The following is a 19,719-nucleotide window of genomic DNA, read 5'->3' as shown; positions in this document are numbered from 1 at the left end:
TTTCGAGGGGAGACTGGTCGCTGTATGGCCGCGTCAGCGACCGGACTTCGGGGCCTTCCAGCGGGCGATGCCGCGGGCCACCAGGTTCAGGATCATCACGAAGGCGATCAGCGTGAGCGACGCCGCCCAGGCTCGGTCGTACGCCGCGTTCGCGCCTGCGCTGTTCGCGTACTGCTGATAGATGTACAGCGGAAGCGACTGCTGCGCACCCTCGAAGGGGTTGTTGTTGATGAAGCGGTTGCCGAACACCAGCAGCAGCACCGGCGCGGTCTCACCGGCGATACGGGCGACCGCCAGCATGACGCCGGTCATGATGCCGCCGATGGAGGTCGGCAGGACCACCTTCAGGATGGTGCGCCACTTCGGGACACCGAGCGCCAGCGAGGCCTCGCGCAGCTCGTTCGGAACGAGCTTGAGCATCTCCTCCGTGGAGCGGACGACCACCGGCATCATCAGGATGGCCAGGGCCAGCGAACCGGCGAAGCCGAACGGCTCCATGTCGAAGATCAGCATCAGCGACAGGATGAACAGACCCGCGACGATCGACGGGATACCCGTCATCACGTCGACGAAGAAGGTGACGGCCCGGGAAAGCTTGCCGCGGCCGTACTCGACCAGGTAGATCGCCGTGAGCACACCGATCGGCGCGGCGATGAGCGTCGCGAGGCCGACCTGCTCCAGGCTGCCGATGATGGCGTGGTAGATGCCGCCGCCCGGCTGGGAGTCGGCGACGATGCCCATCGAGTGGGTCAGGAAGTAGATGTCGAGGACCTTCACGCCGCGCGCGACGGTCGTCCACACCAGGGAGACCAGCGGCACGACGGCGAGCAGGAAGGCGACCCAGACCAGGGCGGTCGCGATGCGGTCCTTGGCCTGCCGACGGCCCTCGACGCCCGCGGCGATCCCGTACGTGGCGACGAGGAAGAGCAGACCGGCGATCAGGCCCCACTGCACCTTGCTGTCGAGGCCGGCTACCAGGCCGATGCCGACGGCCAAGGCCACGGAGCCGGCGGCGATCGCCCAGGGCGACCACTTCGGCAGGGAGGCGCCGCGCAGGGTGCTGGGGCGCTTTTCGGCGATGGCGGCGTTGCTCATGCGTTGGCCCCCGAGTACTCCGCACGGCGGGCGATGATCATGCGAGCCGCGCCGTTGACCAACAGGGTGATGACGAACAGGACCAGACCGGAGGCGATCAGCGCGTCACGGCCGAACTCGTCCGCCTCGCCGAACTTGCTGGCGATGTTCTGGGCGAAGGTGCCGCCGCCCGGGTTGAGCAGGCTGGCGTGGATCAGGAAGTCCGGGGAGAGCACGGTCGCGACGGCCATCGTCTCGCCGAGCGCACGGCCGAGGCCCAGCATCGAGGCGGAGATCACGCCGGAGCGGCCGAAGGGCAGGACGGCCATGCGGATGACCTCCCAGCGCGTGGCGCCGAGGGCGAGGGCAGCCTCTTCGATCATCTGCGGAGCCTGGCGGAAGACCTCGCGGCTCACGTTGGTGATGACCGGCAGGATCATGATCGCGAGCAGGATGCCGACGGTGAGCATCGAGCGCGGGGCGCCCTCGTCCCAGGAGAACAGGCCGGTCCAGCCGAAGTAATCGTTCAGCCAGCCGAAGAGGCCGTTCATGTGCGGCACGAGGATCAGCGCGCCCCAGAGGCCGTACACGATGGACGGCACGGCGGCGAGCAGGTCGATCACGTAGGCGATGGGACCGCTCAGCCGGCGCGGGGCGTAGTGCGTGAGGAACAGCGCGATGGCCACCGCGATCGGGACCGCGATGACCATGGCGATGATCGAGGAGATCACCGTGCCGTAGGCCAGGACCGCGATACCGAAGGACGGCGGCTGGAGGCTGGTGTTCCACTCGAAGGTGGTGAGGAAGTTTCCGTGGTCCTTGCTGATCGCGAGTGTGGCGCGGTAGGTGAGGAAGACCGCGATCGCGGCCATGATCACCAGCAGCAGGATGCCCGACCCACGGGACAGACCGAGGAAGATCCGGTCGCCGGGTCGGGTGGCTCCGCGGGCCGTGCGCTTCTGATCGGCCGCGGAGGGCTGGGGGGTGGGAGGCGGTGCGTCGGTTATCTGTGTGGGTGTGTCCATCGGGTTCTCCGGTCTGCGGAACCGCACGCGCTGTGCGGCTCTGCGAAGCCGTACGCGACGTACGGCTCGTGGCGGCGGTGCACCGGACGATGCGGCCCGGTCCCGGGTTTCGATGCCCGGGACCGGGCCGCACTCAGATCAGCTCAGGCCCTCGATGGTGGTGCGGACCTTGGCGATGATGTCGGCGGGGATGGGGGCGTACTTGAGGTCGGGCAGAACCTTCTGGCCGTCCTCGGAGGCGATGTAGCGCAGGAACGCCTTGGTGCCGGGGAGGGTGTCCGACTTGTTGCCCTTGTCGCACACGATCTCGTAGGTGACCAGGGTGATCGGGTAGGCACCGTCGGCCTTGGTCGCGTAGTTCAGCTGGAGCGACAGGTCCGTGCCCGTGCCCACGACCTTGGCGTCGGCGATCGCCTTGGTGGCGCTGTCGCTGCTGGGCGCGACCGGGGCGCTGGCACCCGTGTCGATGCTGACGGCCTTCACGCCGTCGGCGACGTAGGACAGCTCGAAGTAACCGATGGCACCGTTGGTCTGCTTGACCTGCGCGGCCACACCGGAGGACTGCGCGGCGGACTGGCCGCCCTTGGCCTGCCAGGCCTTGCCGCCGGAGTACTTCCAGTTGTCCGGGGTGGAGGCGATCAGGTACTTGGTGAAGTTGTCCGTGGTGCCGGACTCGTCCGAGCGGTGGAACGCCTGGATCTTGAGGTCGGGCAGCTTGGCGGACGGGTTCAGCTTCTTGATCGCCGGGTCGTTCCACTTGGTGATCTTGCTGTCGAAGATCTTCGCAAGGGTCGGGGCGTCCAGGACCAGGTTGTCGACGCCGCTCACGTTGTAACCCACCGCGATCGGGCCACCGACCATCGGGAGGTCGATGCCCTGGCCGCCGGAGCAGACCTTCTTGGAGGCGGTGACCTCTTCGGGCTTCAGCGCGGAGTCGGAACCGGCGAAGGCGAGCTGGCCCTGGGTGAAGGAGGTGACACCCGCACCGGAACCGCCGGCCTTGTAGTTGATCTGCACACCACAAGCCTTGGAGAACTGCGCGACCCAGGCGTCGATCGCGTTCTTCTGCGCAGACGAGCCGTCGGACAGCAGCTGGCCCTTGGCGTCGTCACACTTGATCGAGCTGCCGCCCGTCGTCGCCGAAGCGCTGCTGCCGCCGCTGCTGCTGCTGGTGTCGTCCGAGCCGCACGCCGTGAGGACCAGGGCGCCGGACGCGGCGAGGGCACCGAGGGCGATGGCCCGCCGGTTCATGCGCTGAAGCTTCACTGAGGGAGTTCCTTCCAGGAGCCGTCGGCCTGAATCCGGCGGCGTGCGAGGTTCCGAGTGATGGGGACACGTACTGCTCGGCTGCGGCCCACATCGCGTTGAGGCTGAAATTAGGCAGATCAGGTGAAGGCGCCGATGGGCGCAAATGAACGAGAGGTGAACCCCTGCAGACTTTGTGGTTAGGTCACGGAATGCTCACGGGGAGGGCACGTGAAGGTCCCGGGTCACGACGCCGGGCCGATCCGGTGGACGAGCAGGCGGTGACACAGGTCACAGACTCCACGGTGACACAGGAGTGACACTTCCGCTGGAACCCGCGAGATCGGCGAGCCATCTCATCCCCCGAGAGCAATCGGGAGGCACAGCATGGAACGGCGTACGTTCATAGGCGGCGGCGCGGCCGCGATCGCAGCAGTCGCCACAGCCGCATGCAAGGGCGGGTCCGCCGACGCGGACACCACCGGCTCGTCGTCCTCCTCCGGTACGTCGATCAGGTCCGCCGCCGCGGCTCCCGCGAACTGGACCGCCCTCGCCCGCGACCTCGACGGCAGCCTGATCCGCCCGGGCGAGGCGAACTGGGCCGCGGCCCACCAGCTGTACAACACGCGCTTCGACGGCCTGAAGCCGGCGGCCGTCGCCTACGTCGCCCACGCCGACGACATCCGTACGACGCTGGCCTACGCCCACGCGCACGGCATCAAGGTCGCGATCCGCAACGGCGGCCACTCCTACGCGGGTTGGTCCTCCGGCAACGGCAAGCTGATCCTCGACGTCTCGAAGCTGAAGCAGATCCGGGTGAGCGGCGGCCAGGCGGTCGTCGGCGCCGGCTCCAAGCTGATCGACGTCTACCGTGCGCTCACCGCGAAGGGCGTGACGATACCCGCGGGCTCCTGCCCCACGGTCGGCGTCTCCGGCCTGGTCCTCGGCGGCGGCCACGGCGTCGTCTCCCGGGCGTACGGCCTCACCTGCGACAGCCTCACCCAGGCGACGCTGATCACCGCCGACGGCAAGCGGCTGACCGCCAACGCGAGCGAGAACAAGGACCTGTTCTGGGCTCTGCGCGGCGCGGGCAACGGCAACTTCGGCGTCGTCACCGAACTGCACTTCAAGACCCACCCGGCACCGCAGGCGGTGTCCGCCTACGTGACCTGGCCCTGGTCGAAGGCCGCCGCCGTGGTGAAGGCCTGGCAGGAGTGGGGCCCCGACCAGCCCGACGAGATCTGGTCCTCCTGCCACCTGGAGAACGGCGGCTCGCCCACCGTGTCGGTCGCGGCGTTCTCCATCGGCACCTACGGCGACCTGCAGAACGCGATCGACCGCCTGGTCTCCAAGGTCGGCTCGCCGGCCCGCAGCGCCACGCTCAAGCGGCACACCTACGAGGGCGCGATGGAGGCGTACGCGGGCTGCTCGTCCTTCGCCACCGACGCCCAGTGCCATCTGCCCGGCTCCACCCCGGGCCGCAACCCGCAGGGCGCCCTGGGCCGGGAGACCTACACGGCCCGCTCGGACTTCTTCGACCGCTCGATCTCCGCGGCCGGCATCCAGACCCTGCTCACCCGCATCAGCTCGGTTCCGGGCGGCGCGGGCAGCATCGCGCTGACGGCCCTCGGCGGCGCGGTCAACCGCGTCTCCCCCACCGCGACGGCCTTCGTCCACCGCCGCTCCCGGATGCTGGCCCAATACATCGCATCCTGGCGCGCCGGCACGACGGGCACGGCGCCCCAGTCCTGGCTGACGAAGACCCACGACGCGATGCGGCCGTACGCCTCCGGAGCGGCGTACCAGAACTACACGGACCCGACCCTGACGGACTGGCGGAAGGCGTACTACGGCGACGCGGCCGCAAAGCTGGCGACCGTGAAGAAGCAGTACGACCCGAACCGCTTCTTCACCTACCCCCAGGCTCTGTAGGGGCGTTACGCCGCGAGGTCCCGCTCCTCCGACTCGACGTCCTTGCGGGCCCCGGGGATCACGGCGTCCTGCCCTACGGCCGACCGCCCCCGGGCCCGGACGATCCATCCGCCCCAGGCCGACCGCTCGACCGCCTTCGTCAGCGGTGTGAGCAGGGCCATGGCGAGCGGTGACAGCAGCAGTGCGACCGCCGTGCCGAGCGCGAACCCGCCGACCACGTCTGTCGGGTAGTGCACGCCCATGTACACCCGGCAGAAGCCTTCGAGCAGGGCGATCCCGATGCCCAAGAGCCCGAACTTCCGGTTGGCGACGAACAGTCCGACCGCCATGGCCATGGTGATCGTCGCGTGGTCGCTCACGAAGGAGTAGTCGGTCTTGCCGGACACCAGGACGTCGAGCCCCTGGTGGTCGCGAAAGGGCCGGGGCCGCTCGACGAAGCCCCTTATCGGCACGTTCACCAGCACCGCGAGCGCGGCGGCCAGCGGCGTCCACACCAGCGCGGCCACGGACGTCGCGGCGTCCTCGGCCCCGCGCCGGCGCACGGACCACCAGCACCAGACCACCAGCAGCACCATGGCGAGCAGCAGCCCGTACTCCCCGACGAACTCCATGACCCGGTCGAACCAGCGCGGCGCGTCCTTGGCCAGGCCATTGATGTCGTAGAGCAGGTCGACGTCGGGGTTCGACCCGGATTCGGCGAGTCCAGCCATGGTGCTGCGGCCCCTTCGTCGTCTGCCTCGGGCGCACTCGCGTGCGCCGCGCTTACCCACCCCCGTGGTTGTAGATCACGTTGTAGACAACTACGCAGATGACTACGAGAACAGGAACGCACGGTCCCAGTTACTACGTTCCACACTCCACCGAATGATCACGCAGACGTTATCGAAGAGAGACTCATCGCTGCAGCTCAGGGGGTGGGTTCACGCTCGGTTCACACCGTGGTGGGCAATGCTTTCGCGCCATCTTCGGTGACCCTCGTCGCTCCGAAGTACTCGGAGATGTCGATGGGGTCGAAGCGGATCACGGCACCCGTCCGCGGCGCGTCGATCATGTATCCACCGCCGACGTAGATCCCCACGTGGTGAATGGCCCGGGAGTCGGTCGGGTCCTTCGAGAAGAACACGAGGTCACCGGGCAGCAGCTCGTCCCGCTTCGGGTGCGGCCCCGCGTTGTACTGGTCGTTGGCCACCCGCGGCAGGGTGATCCCGACACTCTCGTACGCGGCCTTGGTCAGCCCCGAGCAGTCAAAACGCCCGCCGTCGGCGGCTGTTCCGTTGCCGCCCCACAGATAGGGCGTCCCGAGCTTCTTCTGCGCGTAGTAGATGGCCCCCGCGGCCTGCTTGGACGGATCCACCCGCGTCGTGGGCGCGGCGAAGCTCTCCTCGAGCGTCGTGATCGTCTTGACGTAGTTCCGGGTCTCCTTGTACGGCGGCACGCCCCCGTACTTGATCACCGCGTAGGCCCCGGCGTTGTACGAGGCCAGCATGTTTTCGGTCAGATTCCCGGGTACGTCCTTCACGTACGAGGCGAGCTTGCAGTCGTACGACGCGGCGGACGGAATCGCGTCCTGCGGGTCCCAGACGTTCTTGACGCCGTCCCCGTTGCCGTCGATCCCGTGCGTGGCCCAGGTCCCCGGAATGAACTGAGCTATCCCCTCGGCCGCGGCAGCGCTCTTCGCATTCGGGTTGAACCCGCTCTCCTGGTAGAGCTGGGCGGCGAGCAGCGCCGGGTTGATGGCCGAGCAGAGGTTGCCCCACTTCTGCACGATGGCCGAGTACGCGGCGGGCACGGACCCCTTGGCCAGCGCCTTGGTCCCTCCGCCCACCCCGTTGATGAGGTTCCCGGCGACGACGTACACCCCGACGACGAGCAGCATCACGAAGGACAGCGCCGAGCCGACGGCAATGGTCGCCACGATCCACGCCTTACGCACCGTCAACCGCCCCTCGCCGCCCACGAGTCCGTTCGCCCACGTCAGTGTAGGGGCGCGTGCTGGGTTCCGGGGTGATCAATCCGGCCGTACATCTCGAACCGGGCGAGCGAGCGGATCGGGCGGTCAGGGGATCAGGGATCCGTGGCGGCGTCCCGGTACAACGCGGCGGCTTCCGCCCCGAGGACCACGCTGTAGGAGATGTCGTCCGTGGCCCCGCCCTCCTCGTGCCCGCCGAGCACCCCGACGACTTCCTGGTCCCCGTTGACCCAGGGGCTGCCACTGGTCCCGCCGCTCAGCTCAGGACAGTCGATCCGCTGCTGGGTACGGCTGTGAGCGCTCGGCTTGTTGGTGCAACTGACGGGTACTTCACGGGTGTTGGGATACCCGGTGACGGTGACCGCGGTGGCCCCGGTCGCGGTCCCGGTGGCGAACCTGTTCCCGCCGACGACGTCCTCGACTCCCTTGCCGTCCCGGTCGCCGAGGACGGCGAACGCGACGTCGCTGTCCTCGTCCTGTCCCTTGGCCCACCCGTCGGGCAGGAACCGCTTCTTCACGTCCCACACCCCATGGGGCGCCCGCCCGTCCCGGTACCCGGGCACGAACACGAGGTCCCCGCTGTCGCCGTCCAGACAGTGCGCGGCGGTGACGATGAGGTCCCGGTGCGCGCTGTGGACGACGGAGGCGGTACAGAAGTGCCCGCCGGCGAGCCTGGACCTCCGGTCGGCCCCGAAGAGGGCCCCGACCCGAGCGCTCTGCGCGGTCACGGCGGCGACGGCGGTCACGCCGAAGGGCCCGGGACCGTCGTCGGCCGATGCCAGGGAGGCCGAGGTGACGGCCGGCACCAGCAGGACGACGGCGGCGTAGAGGGGCATGGCGACGCGGCTGTTGATGCGTGAGGTGCGCTTCATCGGGAACCACTGTGACCGACGAAGGTGAGAAAACGGTCTGCCGTTCACTGAAAACTCTCCGTGAACGGCCCCTTCTGCGACTGGGGCACCTCAGGCGACAGGCACATGCCACCACCGTACGACGCGCGCGCCGTCTCCGCCTCCCCGGCCGACAGAGCGGCGCACGCCCGGTCCACGCGCGTAAACCTGTGCTTCTCCTGTGCTCCACCTGTGCGCGAAGTCAAGCCACCGCCAACCCCCCTCCATCACCCGCCCATTGGCCGGTAACCCCCCAACACTCTTCAGTAATGCGGAAGTCAGTATTCCGAAACTGTCTTGTTTGTCGCGTACTCAACAAGCGATGGTCGTCGCGGGCCGCCGCCCCCACCGGCAACCTCACCGGTGGACCCCCACCCGCAGGCCTCTGCAACCCACTCCCAGGAGGCTGTACGTTGAGTACGTCCACCCCCAACTCCCCCCACATATCCGGCAGATGGCGCCGCATCGGCTCGGCAGCCGCCGCCACCGCGGCCCTCGTGTTCGCCGGCCTCGGCACCGCGGTCCACGCGAACGCGGCCACCACCTCCGCCCACAAGGTGAGCGCCAAGACCATCGCCACCCAGGTGGCGAAGGCCCACGTCCGGTACGAGAATGCCTGCGCCGCGACCCCGAAGAAGGGTTACGCCGCGTGTAACGCCCTCCGTGTCACCGGCGGCACCACCGCCTTCATGGAGAAGCAGGCTGCGCTCAAGGGCATCACCCCCAAGACCATCAGGCCGAACGCCGCCCAGGACGACCCGACCGGCTACGGCCCGAGCGACATCCAGTCGGCCTACGGCCTGGCAGACGCCGCCTCCTCCAACGGCTCCGGCGAGACCGTCGCCATCGTCGACGCCTACGACGACCCCAACGCCGAGGCGGACCTGGCCACCTACCGCTCGTACTACGGCCTGTCCGACTGCACCACCGACAACGGCTGCTTCTCCAAGGTCAGCCAGACCGGCTCCACGACCTCCCTCCCCTCCGCCGACAGCGGCTGGGCCGGTGAGATCTCGCTCGACCTCGACATGGTCAGCGCGACCTGCCCGAACTGCAACATCCTCCTCGTCGAGGCCAAGTCGGCGTCCGACGCCAACCTGGGCACGGCGGTGAACGAGGCCGTCAAGCTCGGCGCGAAGTTCGTCTCCAACAGCTACGGCGGCTCGGAGTCCTCCTCCGACACCACGTACGACTCCTCGTACTACAAGCACCCGGGCGTCGCCATCACCGCGAGCGCGGGCGACAGCGGCTACGGCGCCGAGTACCCGGCCGCCTCCAAGTACGTGACCGCGGTCGGCGGCACCAAGCTGTCCACCTCCTCCAACAGCCGCGGCTGGACCGAGAGCGTCTGGAACACCAGCAGCACCGAGGGCACCGGCTCCGGCTGCTCCTCCTACGACGCCAAGCCGTCCTGGCAGACCGACACCGGCTGCACCAAGCGCATGATCGGTGACGTCTCCGCCGTCGCCGACCCCGCCACCGGCGTCTCCGTCTACGACACCTACGGCTCCGACGGCACCGGCTGGAACACCTACGGCGGCACCAGCGCCTCGTCCCCGATCATCGCGTCGGTCTACGCCCTCGCCGGCACCCCGGGCAGCAGCGACTACCCGGCCGAGTACCCGTACAACGCGGCCGGCACGTCCGCCCTCAACGACGTGACCAGCGGCAGCAACGGCACCTGCTCCACCAGCTACTTCTGCACCGCGAAGTCGGGCTACGACGGTCCGACCGGCTGGGGCACCCCGGAGGGCCTGGACGCCTTCACGGCGAGCTGACCGCAGCAGTACTCAGCAAGACCTCCCCGTCGGGTCACGGGGCGCCGCCCGAGTGAGGAGTACGTGGGGACTCCTCGGCGGCATGGAAAGGGAAACGGGTCACGGCAGCCGGCCGCGGCCCGTTTTCCCGTACAACACCCTTGAGGCACCTGTGAGTTGAGTAAAGCGCCGGATCTGGTTCAGTAAGCCGGAAGTCAGGATTCCAGTACTCCCTTGTTGTCGCGTACTCAACAAGAGATGGTCGGCATCGCACCCGCACCGCCCCTGTTCCACCCCACTCAGGAACATCAGGAGGCTGCACGATGCGTTCCACTCCCCCCAACAGACCTTCCGGCCACCGCCGTTGGCGCCGTATCGGCACGGCGGCGGCCGCCACGACCGCCCTCCTCCTCACCGGCTTCGGCACCGCCGTCCAGGCCGACGCGGCACAGCAGAGCGCGTCCACCAAGGTCACCTGGACCGCGACCCCCTGCGCCACCCCGCAGCACAAGGGCGAACTGGCCTGCAACTCCTACCGCGTCACCGGCGGCCTCACCGCCTTCCAGAAGCAGCAGGCGGCGAAGACCGGCGTCACCCCCAAGGCCGCCGACGCCACCACCCCCTCCGGCTACGGCCCCACCGACCTCCAGTCCGCCTACGGCCTGACCTCCGCGGCCGCCTCCAACGGCTCCGGCGAGACCATCGCCATCGTCGACGCCTACGACGACCCCAACGCCGAGGCCGACCTCGCCACCTACCGCTCGTACTACGGCCTGAGCGCCTGCACCACCGCCAACGGCTGCTTCAAGAAGGTCAGCCAGACCGGCTCCACGACCTCCCTCCCGTCCGCGAACACGGGCTGGGCCGAGGAGATCTCCCTCGACCTCGACATGGCCTCCGCCATCTGCCCGAACTGCAACATCCTGCTGGTCGAGGCGACCTCCGCGACGATGGCCAACCTGGGCACGGCGGTGAACAGGGCGGTCACCCTGGGCGCGAAGTACGTGTCGAACAGCTACGGCGGCTCGGAGTCCTCCTCCGACACCACGTACGACTCCTCCTACTTCAACCACGCGGGCGTCGCCATCACCGTCAGCGCGGGCGACAGCGGCTACGGCGCCGAGTACCCGGCGGCGTCCAGGTACGTGACGTCGGTGGGCGGCACCGCCCTCTCCAAGGCGACCTCCACCACCCGAGGCTGGACGGAGACCGTCTGGAAGACATCGAGCTCCGAGGCGACAGGCTCCGGCTGCTCGTCGTACGACGCCAAACCCTCCTGGCAGACCGACACCGGCTGCACCAAGCGCACGATTTCGGACGTCTCCGCGGTGGCCGACCCCGCCACCGGAGTCTCGGTCTACGACTCCTACGGCATCACCGCCGGCTGGTACACCTTCGGCGGAACGAGCGCCTCGTCCCCGATCATCGCGGGCGTCTACGCCCTGGCAGGCACCCCGTCCAGCTCTTCGTACCCCGCATCCTTCCCCTACGCGGCGGCGGGCACCTCGGCGCTGAACGACGTGACCAGCGGCAACAACGGCAGCTGCTCCACCACCTACCTGTGCACCGCCCAGTCGGGATACGACGGCCCGACGGGTTGGGGCACCCCGGAGGGAGTCTCCGCGTTCACCGGCTGACCGGCTGACTCTCCGTCACCGAGCGGGCCACGGCGACCAGCCGCGGCCCGCTCGCCGTGCGCGGGATACCCTTCACCCGGAGAACACCGGCACGACGGCTCACCCCGACAAACCGTCAGAAACGGGCCGGGGCACAAGAGGGGTCAACGACGGAACCACACGAAGGTTCCGCCCAGGCCTCATTGCCCGGCGTGACCTGCCGTGATACACAGAGTGACCGTACGTGCTTTTCGTACGAAACCCGCCAAGCAATGACGCCAAGTCGACATACGACAGCAGCATTGTCGGCGAGAATGAGCCTGACCTCTGCACCCCGCAGGGGGCTGCGGAACCGGAACTACCCACCAGGGGCGGTGACTTACATGCTCTTTGCGGCCGACAAGGGAGACATCAACACCATCATCGGCGGGATCGCTCCGGACTGGGGCCCCTTCGGCAGCCTGGGCAACGAGGCCAAGGTCATGATCGAGGTCGTGATGGCGGTCGCCATCCTGCTCTGCCTCGGCATCGCCGTCTGGGGCGCCGCGAAGCAGCGCATCGGCGCCACCGCGCTCCGCGACACCTTCAGCGCGGAACAAGGCAAGGGCCTCATCATCGCCGGTCTGACCGGGGTATTCATCATCGGCTCCCTGGGCACGCTCTTCACCATCGTGTACGGCATGGCCGTCTAGCCCTCCCCCTTCACCCCACCCGCCCGTCGTGCCCACCGGCTGAGGTTGCGTTTCCCTGATGTCGAGTCACCACACCGCGCCCATGCGGGAACCAGCACGGCTACCGTCGTATGTCTACGAGGTGGAGAGGGCGTACGCGGCATGAGTCTCGGAGACGATCGGGATGCCTCCGGCGGTTACGGGGGTACGGGCCAGACTCGCACACGGCTGCCCGAGGGCGGCGGCGACGTGTACGGGGGCGCACGGCGGGGCGGCCGCTCGTCGTCCCGAAGCCTGGTCACGGTGGTGGGCGTGGTGGTCCTCCTGATCGCCGCGATCGCCTTCGCGAACCGTGGAGGCGACGATTCCTCCTCCACGGACACCTCGGGAAACAAGCCGGAGTCGTCGACTACGGCGGCCAGCGGGACGAAGCCGGTGCAGTCGAAGGCTGGGGGGATCGCGACGGGGTTCGCGCATGACATGCAGGGAGCACAAAGCGCGGCGGCGAACTATGCGACGGTGCTCGTTTCGGCCGACATTCTCAAGCCCGCCCAGCGAACCGGGATCGTGCAGCAGGTCTTCGTGGCCGACAAGCAGGCCGAGCTACTGGACAAGCTGAACAAGGCCTACTCGAAGGACTTCCTGAGCAAGATCGGCCTGGACGAGAACGGCAACGCGGCTACGGGCAGCACCTACGTCTCGCGCACCGTGCCGATCGGCACCAAGACCACGGCGTACTCGGACACCACGGCCGCCATCGAGGTCTGGTGCACCGGGCTGTACGGCACGGCGGGTGAAAAGTCGACCAACCCGGTCACCAGCGACTGGTTCACCATGGCGCTCGAGCTCCGCTGGGTGGACGGCGACTGGAAGGTCGAGAGTTTCTCCCAGAAGGACGGCCCCGCACCCGTCCCCGGGGACGACAAGGCATCCAGCGCCGACGACATGTCCAAGGCCGTCGAGGAGTACGGAGGCTTCACCTATGCCCGGTAGCCCGCGCCGCGCACTCAAGGTCGCCGCCGTCCTCACAGCCGTACAGGCCACGGCCGTACTGCTGGCCACCCGCGCCGCGGCAGCTCCCTCCCCCTCTCCGTCGCCGACGACCTCGGACGACAAGTGCGACCTCATCGTCGGCCCCGCGAAGCAGTACTGCGAACGCGGCAACGGCGACAAGGGCACGACCGGCACCGGAGGCGGCCTCGACCCCACCTCCACCCTCGACCCCCTCTCCTCCCTCGCCAAGGGCTGTGCCGACGCCGCCTCCTGGACCATCGACAAGCTCAGTGAGGCCGTGAAGGAGACCGCCAACGTCGACTTCACCAACACCAAGTTCCTTCAGCAGTACGCGGTGGTCTTCGCCGCGTCCACGATCCTCACCCTCCTGCTGTGGCTGCTGGCCGTGGCCAAGCGGGCCGTCCGAGGTGTCCCCCTCACGACGGCCATCAGCGAAGCGATCGGCTTCCTCTGGCTGACCGTCCTGGCCTCCGCCTTCACACCGCTCATCCTCTACACCGTCGTATCGGCGACCGACGGCGTGACAGAAGTCCTCGCCAAGGCAACCGGCGACCAGACGGACACCTTCTTCGGCACCTTCTCCGGCGCACTCGACAAGGGCGAGAACATCGGCGGCGGCCCGATCATGCTGATCGTCGTGTCCCTGGTCAGCATCCTGGCCGCAGGCGTCCTGTGGCTGGAGCTGGTCATCCGCGCCGCCCTCCTCTACGTCGGCGCCCTCCTCGGCACCGTCGTCTACGCCGGCCTCGTCGACAAGAACCTGTGGGGCCACGTCCGCCGCTGGGCGGGCATCATGATCGCCGTGATCCTGGTGAAGCCGGTGATCGTGATCGTGCTGGGCCTCGCGGGCGCACTGTCCTCCGACAACGGCCCCAACGCCTTCTCCGCCGTCGTCTCCGGCCTCGCGATCATCCTGCTCGCCATCTTCGCCAGCGCGATGATCTACCGCTTCGTCCCCGGCTTCGGCGACGAGATCGCCAGCTCCCGCAACAACCGCATCATGCAGGGCGCCGAGAGCAAGGCCGCCGCGGTCATCAGCTCCCCGGCGACCATGGTCGCGCAGGGCATCAAGACGCACAGCGCCCGCGCGAACGACAACGGAGGCGGCGGCCAGTCCTCCTCCAACGGCGGCGCCCGCCCGGCCAACCCGGTCTCCGGCGGCGTCGCAGCCCACAGCACCCGCGCCTCGAACGGTGGTGGCGGCGGAAGTGTCCCCTCCGCCGCACCCGCACCCCGTTCGTCGAGCCCGGTGAACACCCCGCACGCCAGCAACACCCGCAACAGCAGTAGCAACCGCACGGGAGGTGAAGGGCGTTGACGACCGAGTCCCACCTGTCCCATCCGGTCACGCCCCGCCGTACATATCTCATCGGCCGCGCCCGGCCGAACGCGATCGTCGGCCGGAACCGCGAGTCCGGCGAGATCGCGCTCATCATCGGGGGCGCCTTCCTGGGCATGATGTGCGGGCTCCTCGTCCCGGTGCTGTCCCTGCGCATCGTGCTGCTGATGGGCTTTCCGCTGGTCGCCCTGGCGGCGGTCTACGTGCCGTACAAGCACCGCACGTTCTACAAGTGGTTCGAGATCAACCGCAGCTACAAGCGCACCCTGAAGCAGGGCACCGTCTACCGCAGCGGCGTCGTCGAGGCCGGCACCCACCTCGACGGGCGGGAGGTCGAGATCGGCCCGCCGCCCGGCATCGGCCGTATCACCTGGCTGGCCGCCCCCTTCGGCCCCGACGAGATCGCCGTGCTCCTGCACGCCGACCGCAGGACGGTCACCGCGGCCATCGAGATCGAGGGTCCCGGCGTGGGCCTGCGCGACTCCGAGGACCAGGAAGCCCTCGTCGACCGCTTCGGCACGCTGCTCAAGCACGTGGCCAACGGCGACGGCTTCGTCACCCGCCTGCAGATGCTCGCCCGCACCCTCCCCGCCGACCCGGACGCCCACGCCAAGGACGTCGCCGTGCGCGGGGACGAGAAGTCGCTGCCGTGGCTGCAGTCGTCGTACGACCAACTGCAGTCCATGGTGTCGACCAGCAGTGAGCAGCACCGTGCGTACCTCGTCGCCTGCATGCACTTCACCCGCGAACTCGCGGCCGAGGCACACACGATGGCACGCGCGGCCCGCCCCCAGAGCGGCCGCAAGGTCGACCGGGACGCCGGACTCGCGGTCGTCATGGCCCGTGAGCTGACGGACATCTGCTCGCGTCTGCAGGAGGCCGACATCCGCGTCCGGCAGCCGCTCGGCCAGGGTCGGCTCGCCTCCCTCATCCACTCCATGTACGACCCCGACCACCCGATCGACCACATCCAGGCGATGACCAAGCGCAACGCCTGGCCGGCCGAGCTCGACGCCATGGAGCCGACGTACCTCCAGGCCAAGACCCGGGAGTCCTCCACCCGCGCGCCCTGGTGCCACGCCACCGCCTGGGTGAAGGAGTGGCCGATGACCCCGGTCGGCGTCAACTTCCTGGCGCCGCTGCTGGTCCACACCCCGGACGTCATCCGAACGGTCGCAGTGACGATGGATCTCGAGCCCACCGAGGTAGCCATCGAACGCATGCTGACCGAGAAGACCAACGACGAGGCCGAGGCCTCCCGCGCCGCCAAGATGAACCGCACTGTCGACCCCCGTGACGTCGCCGCCCACAACCGCCTGGACCAGCGTGGCGAGGACCTGGCGAGCGGAGCGGCAGGCGTCAACCTGGTCGGCTACATCACCGTCTCCTCCCGCTCCCCCGAGGCCCTCGCCCGCGACAAGCGGACCATCCGGGCCTCGGCCGGAAAGTCGTACCTGAAGCTGGAGTGGTGCGACCGGGAACACCATCGCGCCTTCGTGAACACGCTTCCGTTCGCCACCGGCATCCGAAGGTAGGGGCTGAGTTCTGATGCGGGACCCGCTGTCCGTCCTCACCGACGCCTTCACCTCCTTCCTCTTCGGAAAGGTCGAGACGACCCGGCTGCCGGTCCGCACGTCCACGGGCCAGGCCCAAGCCGTCTACCTGCCGACGGCCGCCCCCGGCCTCGGCGACTCGGGCGTGATCATCGGCCGCGAGGTCTATTCCGGAAAGGGCTACATCTACGACCCCTTCCAGCTCTACGGCCAGCAGCTCCCGGCCCCGCACTGGCTGGTCCTCGGCGAGTCCGGCAACGGCAAGTCGGCCCTGGAGAAGACCTACGTCCTGCGCCAACTGCGCTTCCGCGACCGCCAGGTCGTCGTCCTCGACGCCCAGGGCGAGGACGGGGTCGGCGAGTGGAACCTCATCGCGCAGGAGCTGGGGATAACTCCCATCCGCCTGGACCCGATGGCGGCCCTGGACCACGGCATCCGCCTCAACCCGCTGGACCCGGCGATCACGACCACGGGTCAGCTGGCCCTGCTCCGGACGATCATCGAGGTCGCAATGGGGCATGGGCTGGACGAGCGCTCGGGCTTCGCCCTGAAGGTCGCGCACGCCTACGTCAACGAGACGATCGTCGAACGCCAGCCGGTCCTCACCGACATCGTCGAGCAGCTACGGCACCCCGAGCCGGAGTCGGCCGAGGCGATGAACGTCGCCATAGAGGACGTACGGGCATGGGGTCTGGACGTGGCGCTGGTACTGGACCGTCTGGTCGACGGTGACCTGCGCGGCATGTTCGACGGCCCGACGACGGTCGGCATCGACCTCGACGCCCCGCTAATCGTCTTCGACCTGTCGCACATCGACCGCAACTCCATCGCCATGCCGATCCTGATGGCGATCGTCGGCGTCTGGCTGGAGCACACCTGGATCCGCCCCGACCGGAAGAAGCGCATCTTCCTGGTCGAGGAGGCCTGGCACATCATCAACAGCCCGTTCGTGGCCCAGCTGTTCCAGCGCCTGCTGAAGTTCGGCCGACGCCTGGGCCTGTCCTTCGTGGCGGTCGTCCACCACCTGTCCGACGTGGTGGACGGAGCGGCGGCGAAGGAGGCGGCGGCGATCCTGAAGATGGCGTCGACGCGGACGATCTACGCCCAGAAGGCCGACGAGGCAAGGGCGACGGGCCGGGTCCTGGGCCTGCCCCGCTGGGCGGTGGAGATCATCCCGACCCTCACCCCGGGCATCGCGGTCTGGGACGTCAACGGCAACGTCCAGGTCGTCAAACACCTGATCACGGAGACGGAACGCCCGCTGGTCTTCACCGACCGCGCGATGACGGAGTCGTCCGCCGACCGTGAACTGAGCGACGACGCCCTGCACGCCGCCGAGCTGGAGGCGGAGGAGCGGGCCGCGGCCTTCGTGGAACAGCACCTCAGCGACTTCGACGGCTCGTCCGAGTCGACGGTGGCGTAGCGGGAGGCGGAAGTGGTGAGACCGGACGACCGGAGACGGGACGCTCGGGAGGGCCAGAGCGGCATCCCCGACGGGCTACTGATCGGCATACTCGCCTTCCTCCTCGGCATGACCCTGCTGGTGTGGTCCGCCACGGGCCTCGCCGGCTGGTTCGCCAAGGACTCCTGGCCGGACGGCATCACCTTCACCCGCACACCCATCGCCATGCGCCACCTCATCGGCGAACCGCACGACATCGCCGGCGCCTGGCCGGAGACACCGGCAACGCAGCTCTCCGGGTACGGCCTGTTCTGGGGCCTGTTCATCGGCCAGCTCATGATCCTGTTCGTACTGACCGTTTTCGTGATGGGCACGGTCGCACGCTGGCGAGCGGGACGCTTGCGGCGACGGGCAGAGCGGGCAGCCCCGTTCGAAGAGCCCACCGCCACTAGTGAGCCGGCACCCCAGCACTACGAGGTTCCGACACCGAGGACGGCACCGCCCCAACCCGAACCGACGGAACTCCACGAGCAAGCAGTGGACACGGCCGAGACGCCCGCCCCTCTCTTCGGCGCCAAACCGGTCGGCGGCGGCTGGGAGAAAATACTCGTAGCCCCGAGGGAAAGCCGCCAGACCACGGCGGCCCAGGCCGTACGCGACGCGGAAGGCCCGGCCCTGGTCGTCACCTCGAACCCCTCCCTCTGGCAGGAGACGAAGGACGCCCGAGCCAAACTGGGCCCGGTCCACCTCTATGACCCCACCCACGCCTGCGACACCCCGGCCCGCGTCCACTGGTCCCCCACCACGGGCTGCGAGAACAAGCAGACGGCAGCGTCGACGGCAGCCGCCCTACTGACCCCGGTCCGGCCGACCTCACGGCTCGACCAGGCGGTCAGCGACACCGCGGAAACGCTACTGCGCAGCTACCTGCACGCCGCCGCCATCGACGGCCGCACCATCCGTCACGTCCACCGCTGGTCCCAGGGCGCCCAGATCCAGGACGCGGTCCGCATTCTCCGTACGAACCCGAAGGCGGCCCACGGCTCCGGCGGCGAACTCGAGGCCGCGCTCACCGCCCACCCCGAACGCCGCGACATCGCCCAGGAGTTGACGAGCCGAGCCCTCGCCGCCCTCTTCACGGTCAACATCCGCGAGGCCTGCACTCCAAACCGAACTGATGCGCTCGCCTTGGATTCCTTCGTCGACGAAGGGGGCACGCTTTATGTGGTGGGGGAATCCATCGAGGACCCCAGGACCAATCCAGGCGCGATGCCCCTCCTGACGGCCCTCGTCTCGAGCGTGGTCGAGCGTGGCCGGCGCATGGCCGAACGGTCATCCTCCGGTCGCCTCGACCCACCACTGACACTCGTCCTGGACGATGTCGCAGCAGTGGCTCCGCTTCCCCACCTCCCGGAGCTGCTGGCCACCGGGACGGACCGGGGCCTGCCCACGCTGGCCCTGCTCCGCTCCCGCGAACAGGGCCGCGCCCGCTGGCCGCACGACGAACTGCCGGTGTAGCGGCTCAGTTTCCGTCCCGCTCCAGGACGTACTCCAGCTCGGTGTCCTCCGGGTTGTTCGCGAGCGGTACGACCCTTCCCGTGGGCGTGAACCCCGCCCTGCGGTAGAAGGCCTGCGCCCGCCCGTTGTCCTCGTGCACGATGAGCCGCACCCGCTCGACATCACGGCCCCACGCCCACTCCAGGCCAGCGTCGAAGAGCACTTCCGTGAGACCGATCCCGCGGTACTCGGGCCTTACGAACACCCCGACGACATGCCCCTGCTTCCGCTCGATCGGGAAGCCGGCCCAGTCGGTCCCTCCCGGCTCCTCGATGAGCACGGTCAGCGTCCCGACCCACTCCCCGTCCGGCCCCTCGGCCACGAACTGCTGCGCACCGAGCGCTCCCTCGGCACCGCCGGCAGTGCGCTCCTGCCAGAACGAGTCCGGATGGGCCGAGGCCTCCTCGTAGGTCTCCAGGAAGGCCAGATGCGCCACGGGGTCCTGCAGGGACACCAGGCGCAAGGCCTTCGCCTCGGCCCACTCGTCGGCGCGTATGGAACGGATCTTGTAGCTCATGTCCGTCACCGTACCCGAAACGCAGAAAACCCCCGTACCGATTATTGGTACGGGGGTTTTCTTACAATTTGTTCGGCGGCGTCCTACTCTCCCACAGGGTCCCCCCTGCAGTACCATCGGCGCTGTAAGGCTTAGCTTCCGGGTTCGGAATGTAACCG

16 protein-coding genes and 1 rRNA gene are annotated in these 19,719 nt (G+C 68.7%); 9 read left to right on the top strand and 8 right to left on the bottom strand.

Annotated elements, in window-relative coordinates; genetic code table 11:
* Positions 1-33 precede the first annotated feature (33 nt).
* The 3 genes from pstA to pstS all read right to left on the bottom strand — a co-directional run bounded on the left by pstA (position 34) and on the right by pstS (position 3,365).
* Positions 34-1,095, bottom strand: a complete 1,062-nt coding sequence (gene pstA / locus ACFY1L_RS22545) for a phosphate ABC transporter permease PstA (RefSeq protein ID WP_388826993.1) — start codon at positions 1,093-1,095, stop codon at positions 34-36.
* The gene (gene pstC, locus ACFY1L_RS22540; RefSeq protein ID WP_388826990.1) at positions 1,092-2,099 is read right to left on the bottom strand and encodes a phosphate ABC transporter permease subunit PstC; all 1,008 of its coding nucleotides are present in this window, start codon (positions 2,097-2,099) and stop codon (positions 1,092-1,094) included. Before pstC ends, pstA begins: the two co-directional genes overlap by 4 nt.
* A gap of 138 nt (positions 2,100-2,237) precedes the next feature.
* The gene (gene pstS / locus ACFY1L_RS22535) at positions 2,238-3,365 is read right to left on the bottom strand and encodes a phosphate ABC transporter substrate-binding protein PstS (RefSeq protein WP_388826987.1); all 1,128 of its coding nucleotides are present in this window, start codon (positions 3,363-3,365) and stop codon (positions 2,238-2,240) included.
* A gap of 366 nt (positions 3,366-3,731) precedes the next feature.
* On the opposite strand from pstS, the gene ACFY1L_RS22530 reads away from it, so the two are divergent.
* Complete coding sequence (locus tag ACFY1L_RS22530; RefSeq protein ID WP_388826984.1) at positions 3,732-5,276, top strand: FAD-binding oxidoreductase; 1,545 nt, start codon at positions 3,732-3,734, stop codon at positions 5,274-5,276.
* A gap of 5 nt (positions 5,277-5,281) precedes the next feature.
* Here the strand turns inward: ACFY1L_RS22530 and ACFY1L_RS22525 are convergent, their stop codons facing one another.
* The 3 genes from ACFY1L_RS22525 to ACFY1L_RS22515 form a co-directional block, all read right to left on the bottom strand.
* Positions 5,282-5,986 (bottom strand): phosphatase PAP2 family protein, encoded by a 705-nt coding sequence (locus ACFY1L_RS22525; RefSeq protein ID WP_388826981.1) that lies wholly within the window; start codon positions 5,984-5,986, stop codon positions 5,282-5,284.
* Positions 5,987-6,207: 221 nt separating this feature from the next.
* Complete coding sequence (locus tag ACFY1L_RS22520; protein ID WP_388826978.1) at positions 6,208-7,215, bottom strand: NlpC/P60 family protein; 1,008 nt, start codon at positions 7,213-7,215, stop codon at positions 6,208-6,210.
* Positions 7,216-7,340: 125 nt separating this feature from the next.
* Positions 7,341-8,117, bottom strand: a complete 777-nt coding sequence (locus ACFY1L_RS22515; protein WP_388826975.1) for a trypsin-like peptidase domain-containing protein — start codon at positions 8,115-8,117, stop codon at positions 7,341-7,343.
* A 431-nt stretch (positions 8,118-8,548) separates the two neighbouring features.
* Here ACFY1L_RS22515 and ACFY1L_RS22510 point away from each other — a divergent pair, with 431 nt between their 5' ends.
* From ACFY1L_RS22510 to ACFY1L_RS22475, 8 genes are all read left to right on the top strand, one after another.
* The gene (locus ACFY1L_RS22510) at positions 8,549-9,913 is read left to right on the top strand and encodes a peptidase S8 (protein ID WP_388826972.1); all 1,365 of its coding nucleotides are present in this window, start codon (positions 8,549-8,551) and stop codon (positions 9,911-9,913) included.
* A 302-nt stretch (positions 9,914-10,215) separates the two neighbouring features.
* Positions 10,216-11,529 carry a peptidase S8 gene (locus ACFY1L_RS22505; protein ID WP_388826968.1) on the top strand — a complete coding sequence of 438 codons (1,314 nt, stop codon included), beginning with the start codon at positions 10,216-10,218 and terminating at the stop codon, positions 11,527-11,529.
* A gap of 362 nt (positions 11,530-11,891) precedes the next feature.
* Complete coding sequence (locus tag ACFY1L_RS22500; RefSeq protein WP_014673544.1) at positions 11,892-12,200, top strand: hypothetical protein; 309 nt, start codon at positions 11,892-11,894, stop codon at positions 12,198-12,200.
* Between the two features lie 141 nt (positions 12,201-12,341).
* A complete protein-coding gene (locus ACFY1L_RS22495) occupies positions 12,342-13,172 on the top strand; it encodes a hypothetical protein (protein ID WP_388826965.1) in 831 nt (276 codons plus the stop codon).
* Entirely contained in the window at positions 13,162-14,511 is a 1,350-nt protein-coding gene (locus tag ACFY1L_RS22490; protein WP_388826962.1) for a hypothetical protein, read from the top strand. Before ACFY1L_RS22495 ends, ACFY1L_RS22490 begins: the two co-directional genes overlap by 11 nt.
* Positions 14,508-16,067 (top strand): SCO6880 family protein, encoded by a 1,560-nt coding sequence (locus tag ACFY1L_RS22485; protein WP_388826959.1) that lies wholly within the window; start codon positions 14,508-14,510, stop codon positions 16,065-16,067. Before ACFY1L_RS22490 ends, ACFY1L_RS22485 begins: the two co-directional genes overlap by 4 nt.
* 13 nt (positions 16,068-16,080) lie before the next feature.
* Entirely contained in the window at positions 16,081-17,508 is a 1,428-nt protein-coding gene (locus ACFY1L_RS22480; protein ID WP_388826956.1) for an ATP-binding protein, read from the top strand.
* A 15-nt stretch (positions 17,509-17,523) separates the two neighbouring features.
* Positions 17,524-19,005 (top strand): type VI secretion protein, encoded by a 1,482-nt coding sequence (locus ACFY1L_RS22475; RefSeq protein WP_388828364.1) that lies wholly within the window; start codon positions 17,524-17,526, stop codon positions 19,003-19,005.
* A gap of 4 nt (positions 19,006-19,009) precedes the next feature.
* On the opposite strand, the gene ACFY1L_RS22470 is transcribed toward ACFY1L_RS22475, so the two are convergent.
* Positions 19,010-19,561 carry a GNAT family N-acetyltransferase gene (locus ACFY1L_RS22470; RefSeq protein ID WP_388826953.1) on the bottom strand — a complete coding sequence of 184 codons (552 nt, stop codon included), beginning with the start codon at positions 19,559-19,561 and terminating at the stop codon, positions 19,010-19,012.
* A gap of 70 nt (positions 19,562-19,631) precedes the next feature.
* Positions 19,632-19,719 (bottom strand): 5S ribosomal RNA (gene rrf / locus ACFY1L_RS22465); the annotation flags it as partial.

It is taken from the genome of Streptomyces sp. NPDC001663 (genome assembly GCF_042893105.1).
GTDB lineage: Bacteria > Actinomycetota > Actinomycetes > Streptomycetales > Streptomycetaceae > Streptomyces.
This window is presented reverse-complemented; position numbering and strand designations above follow the sequence as displayed.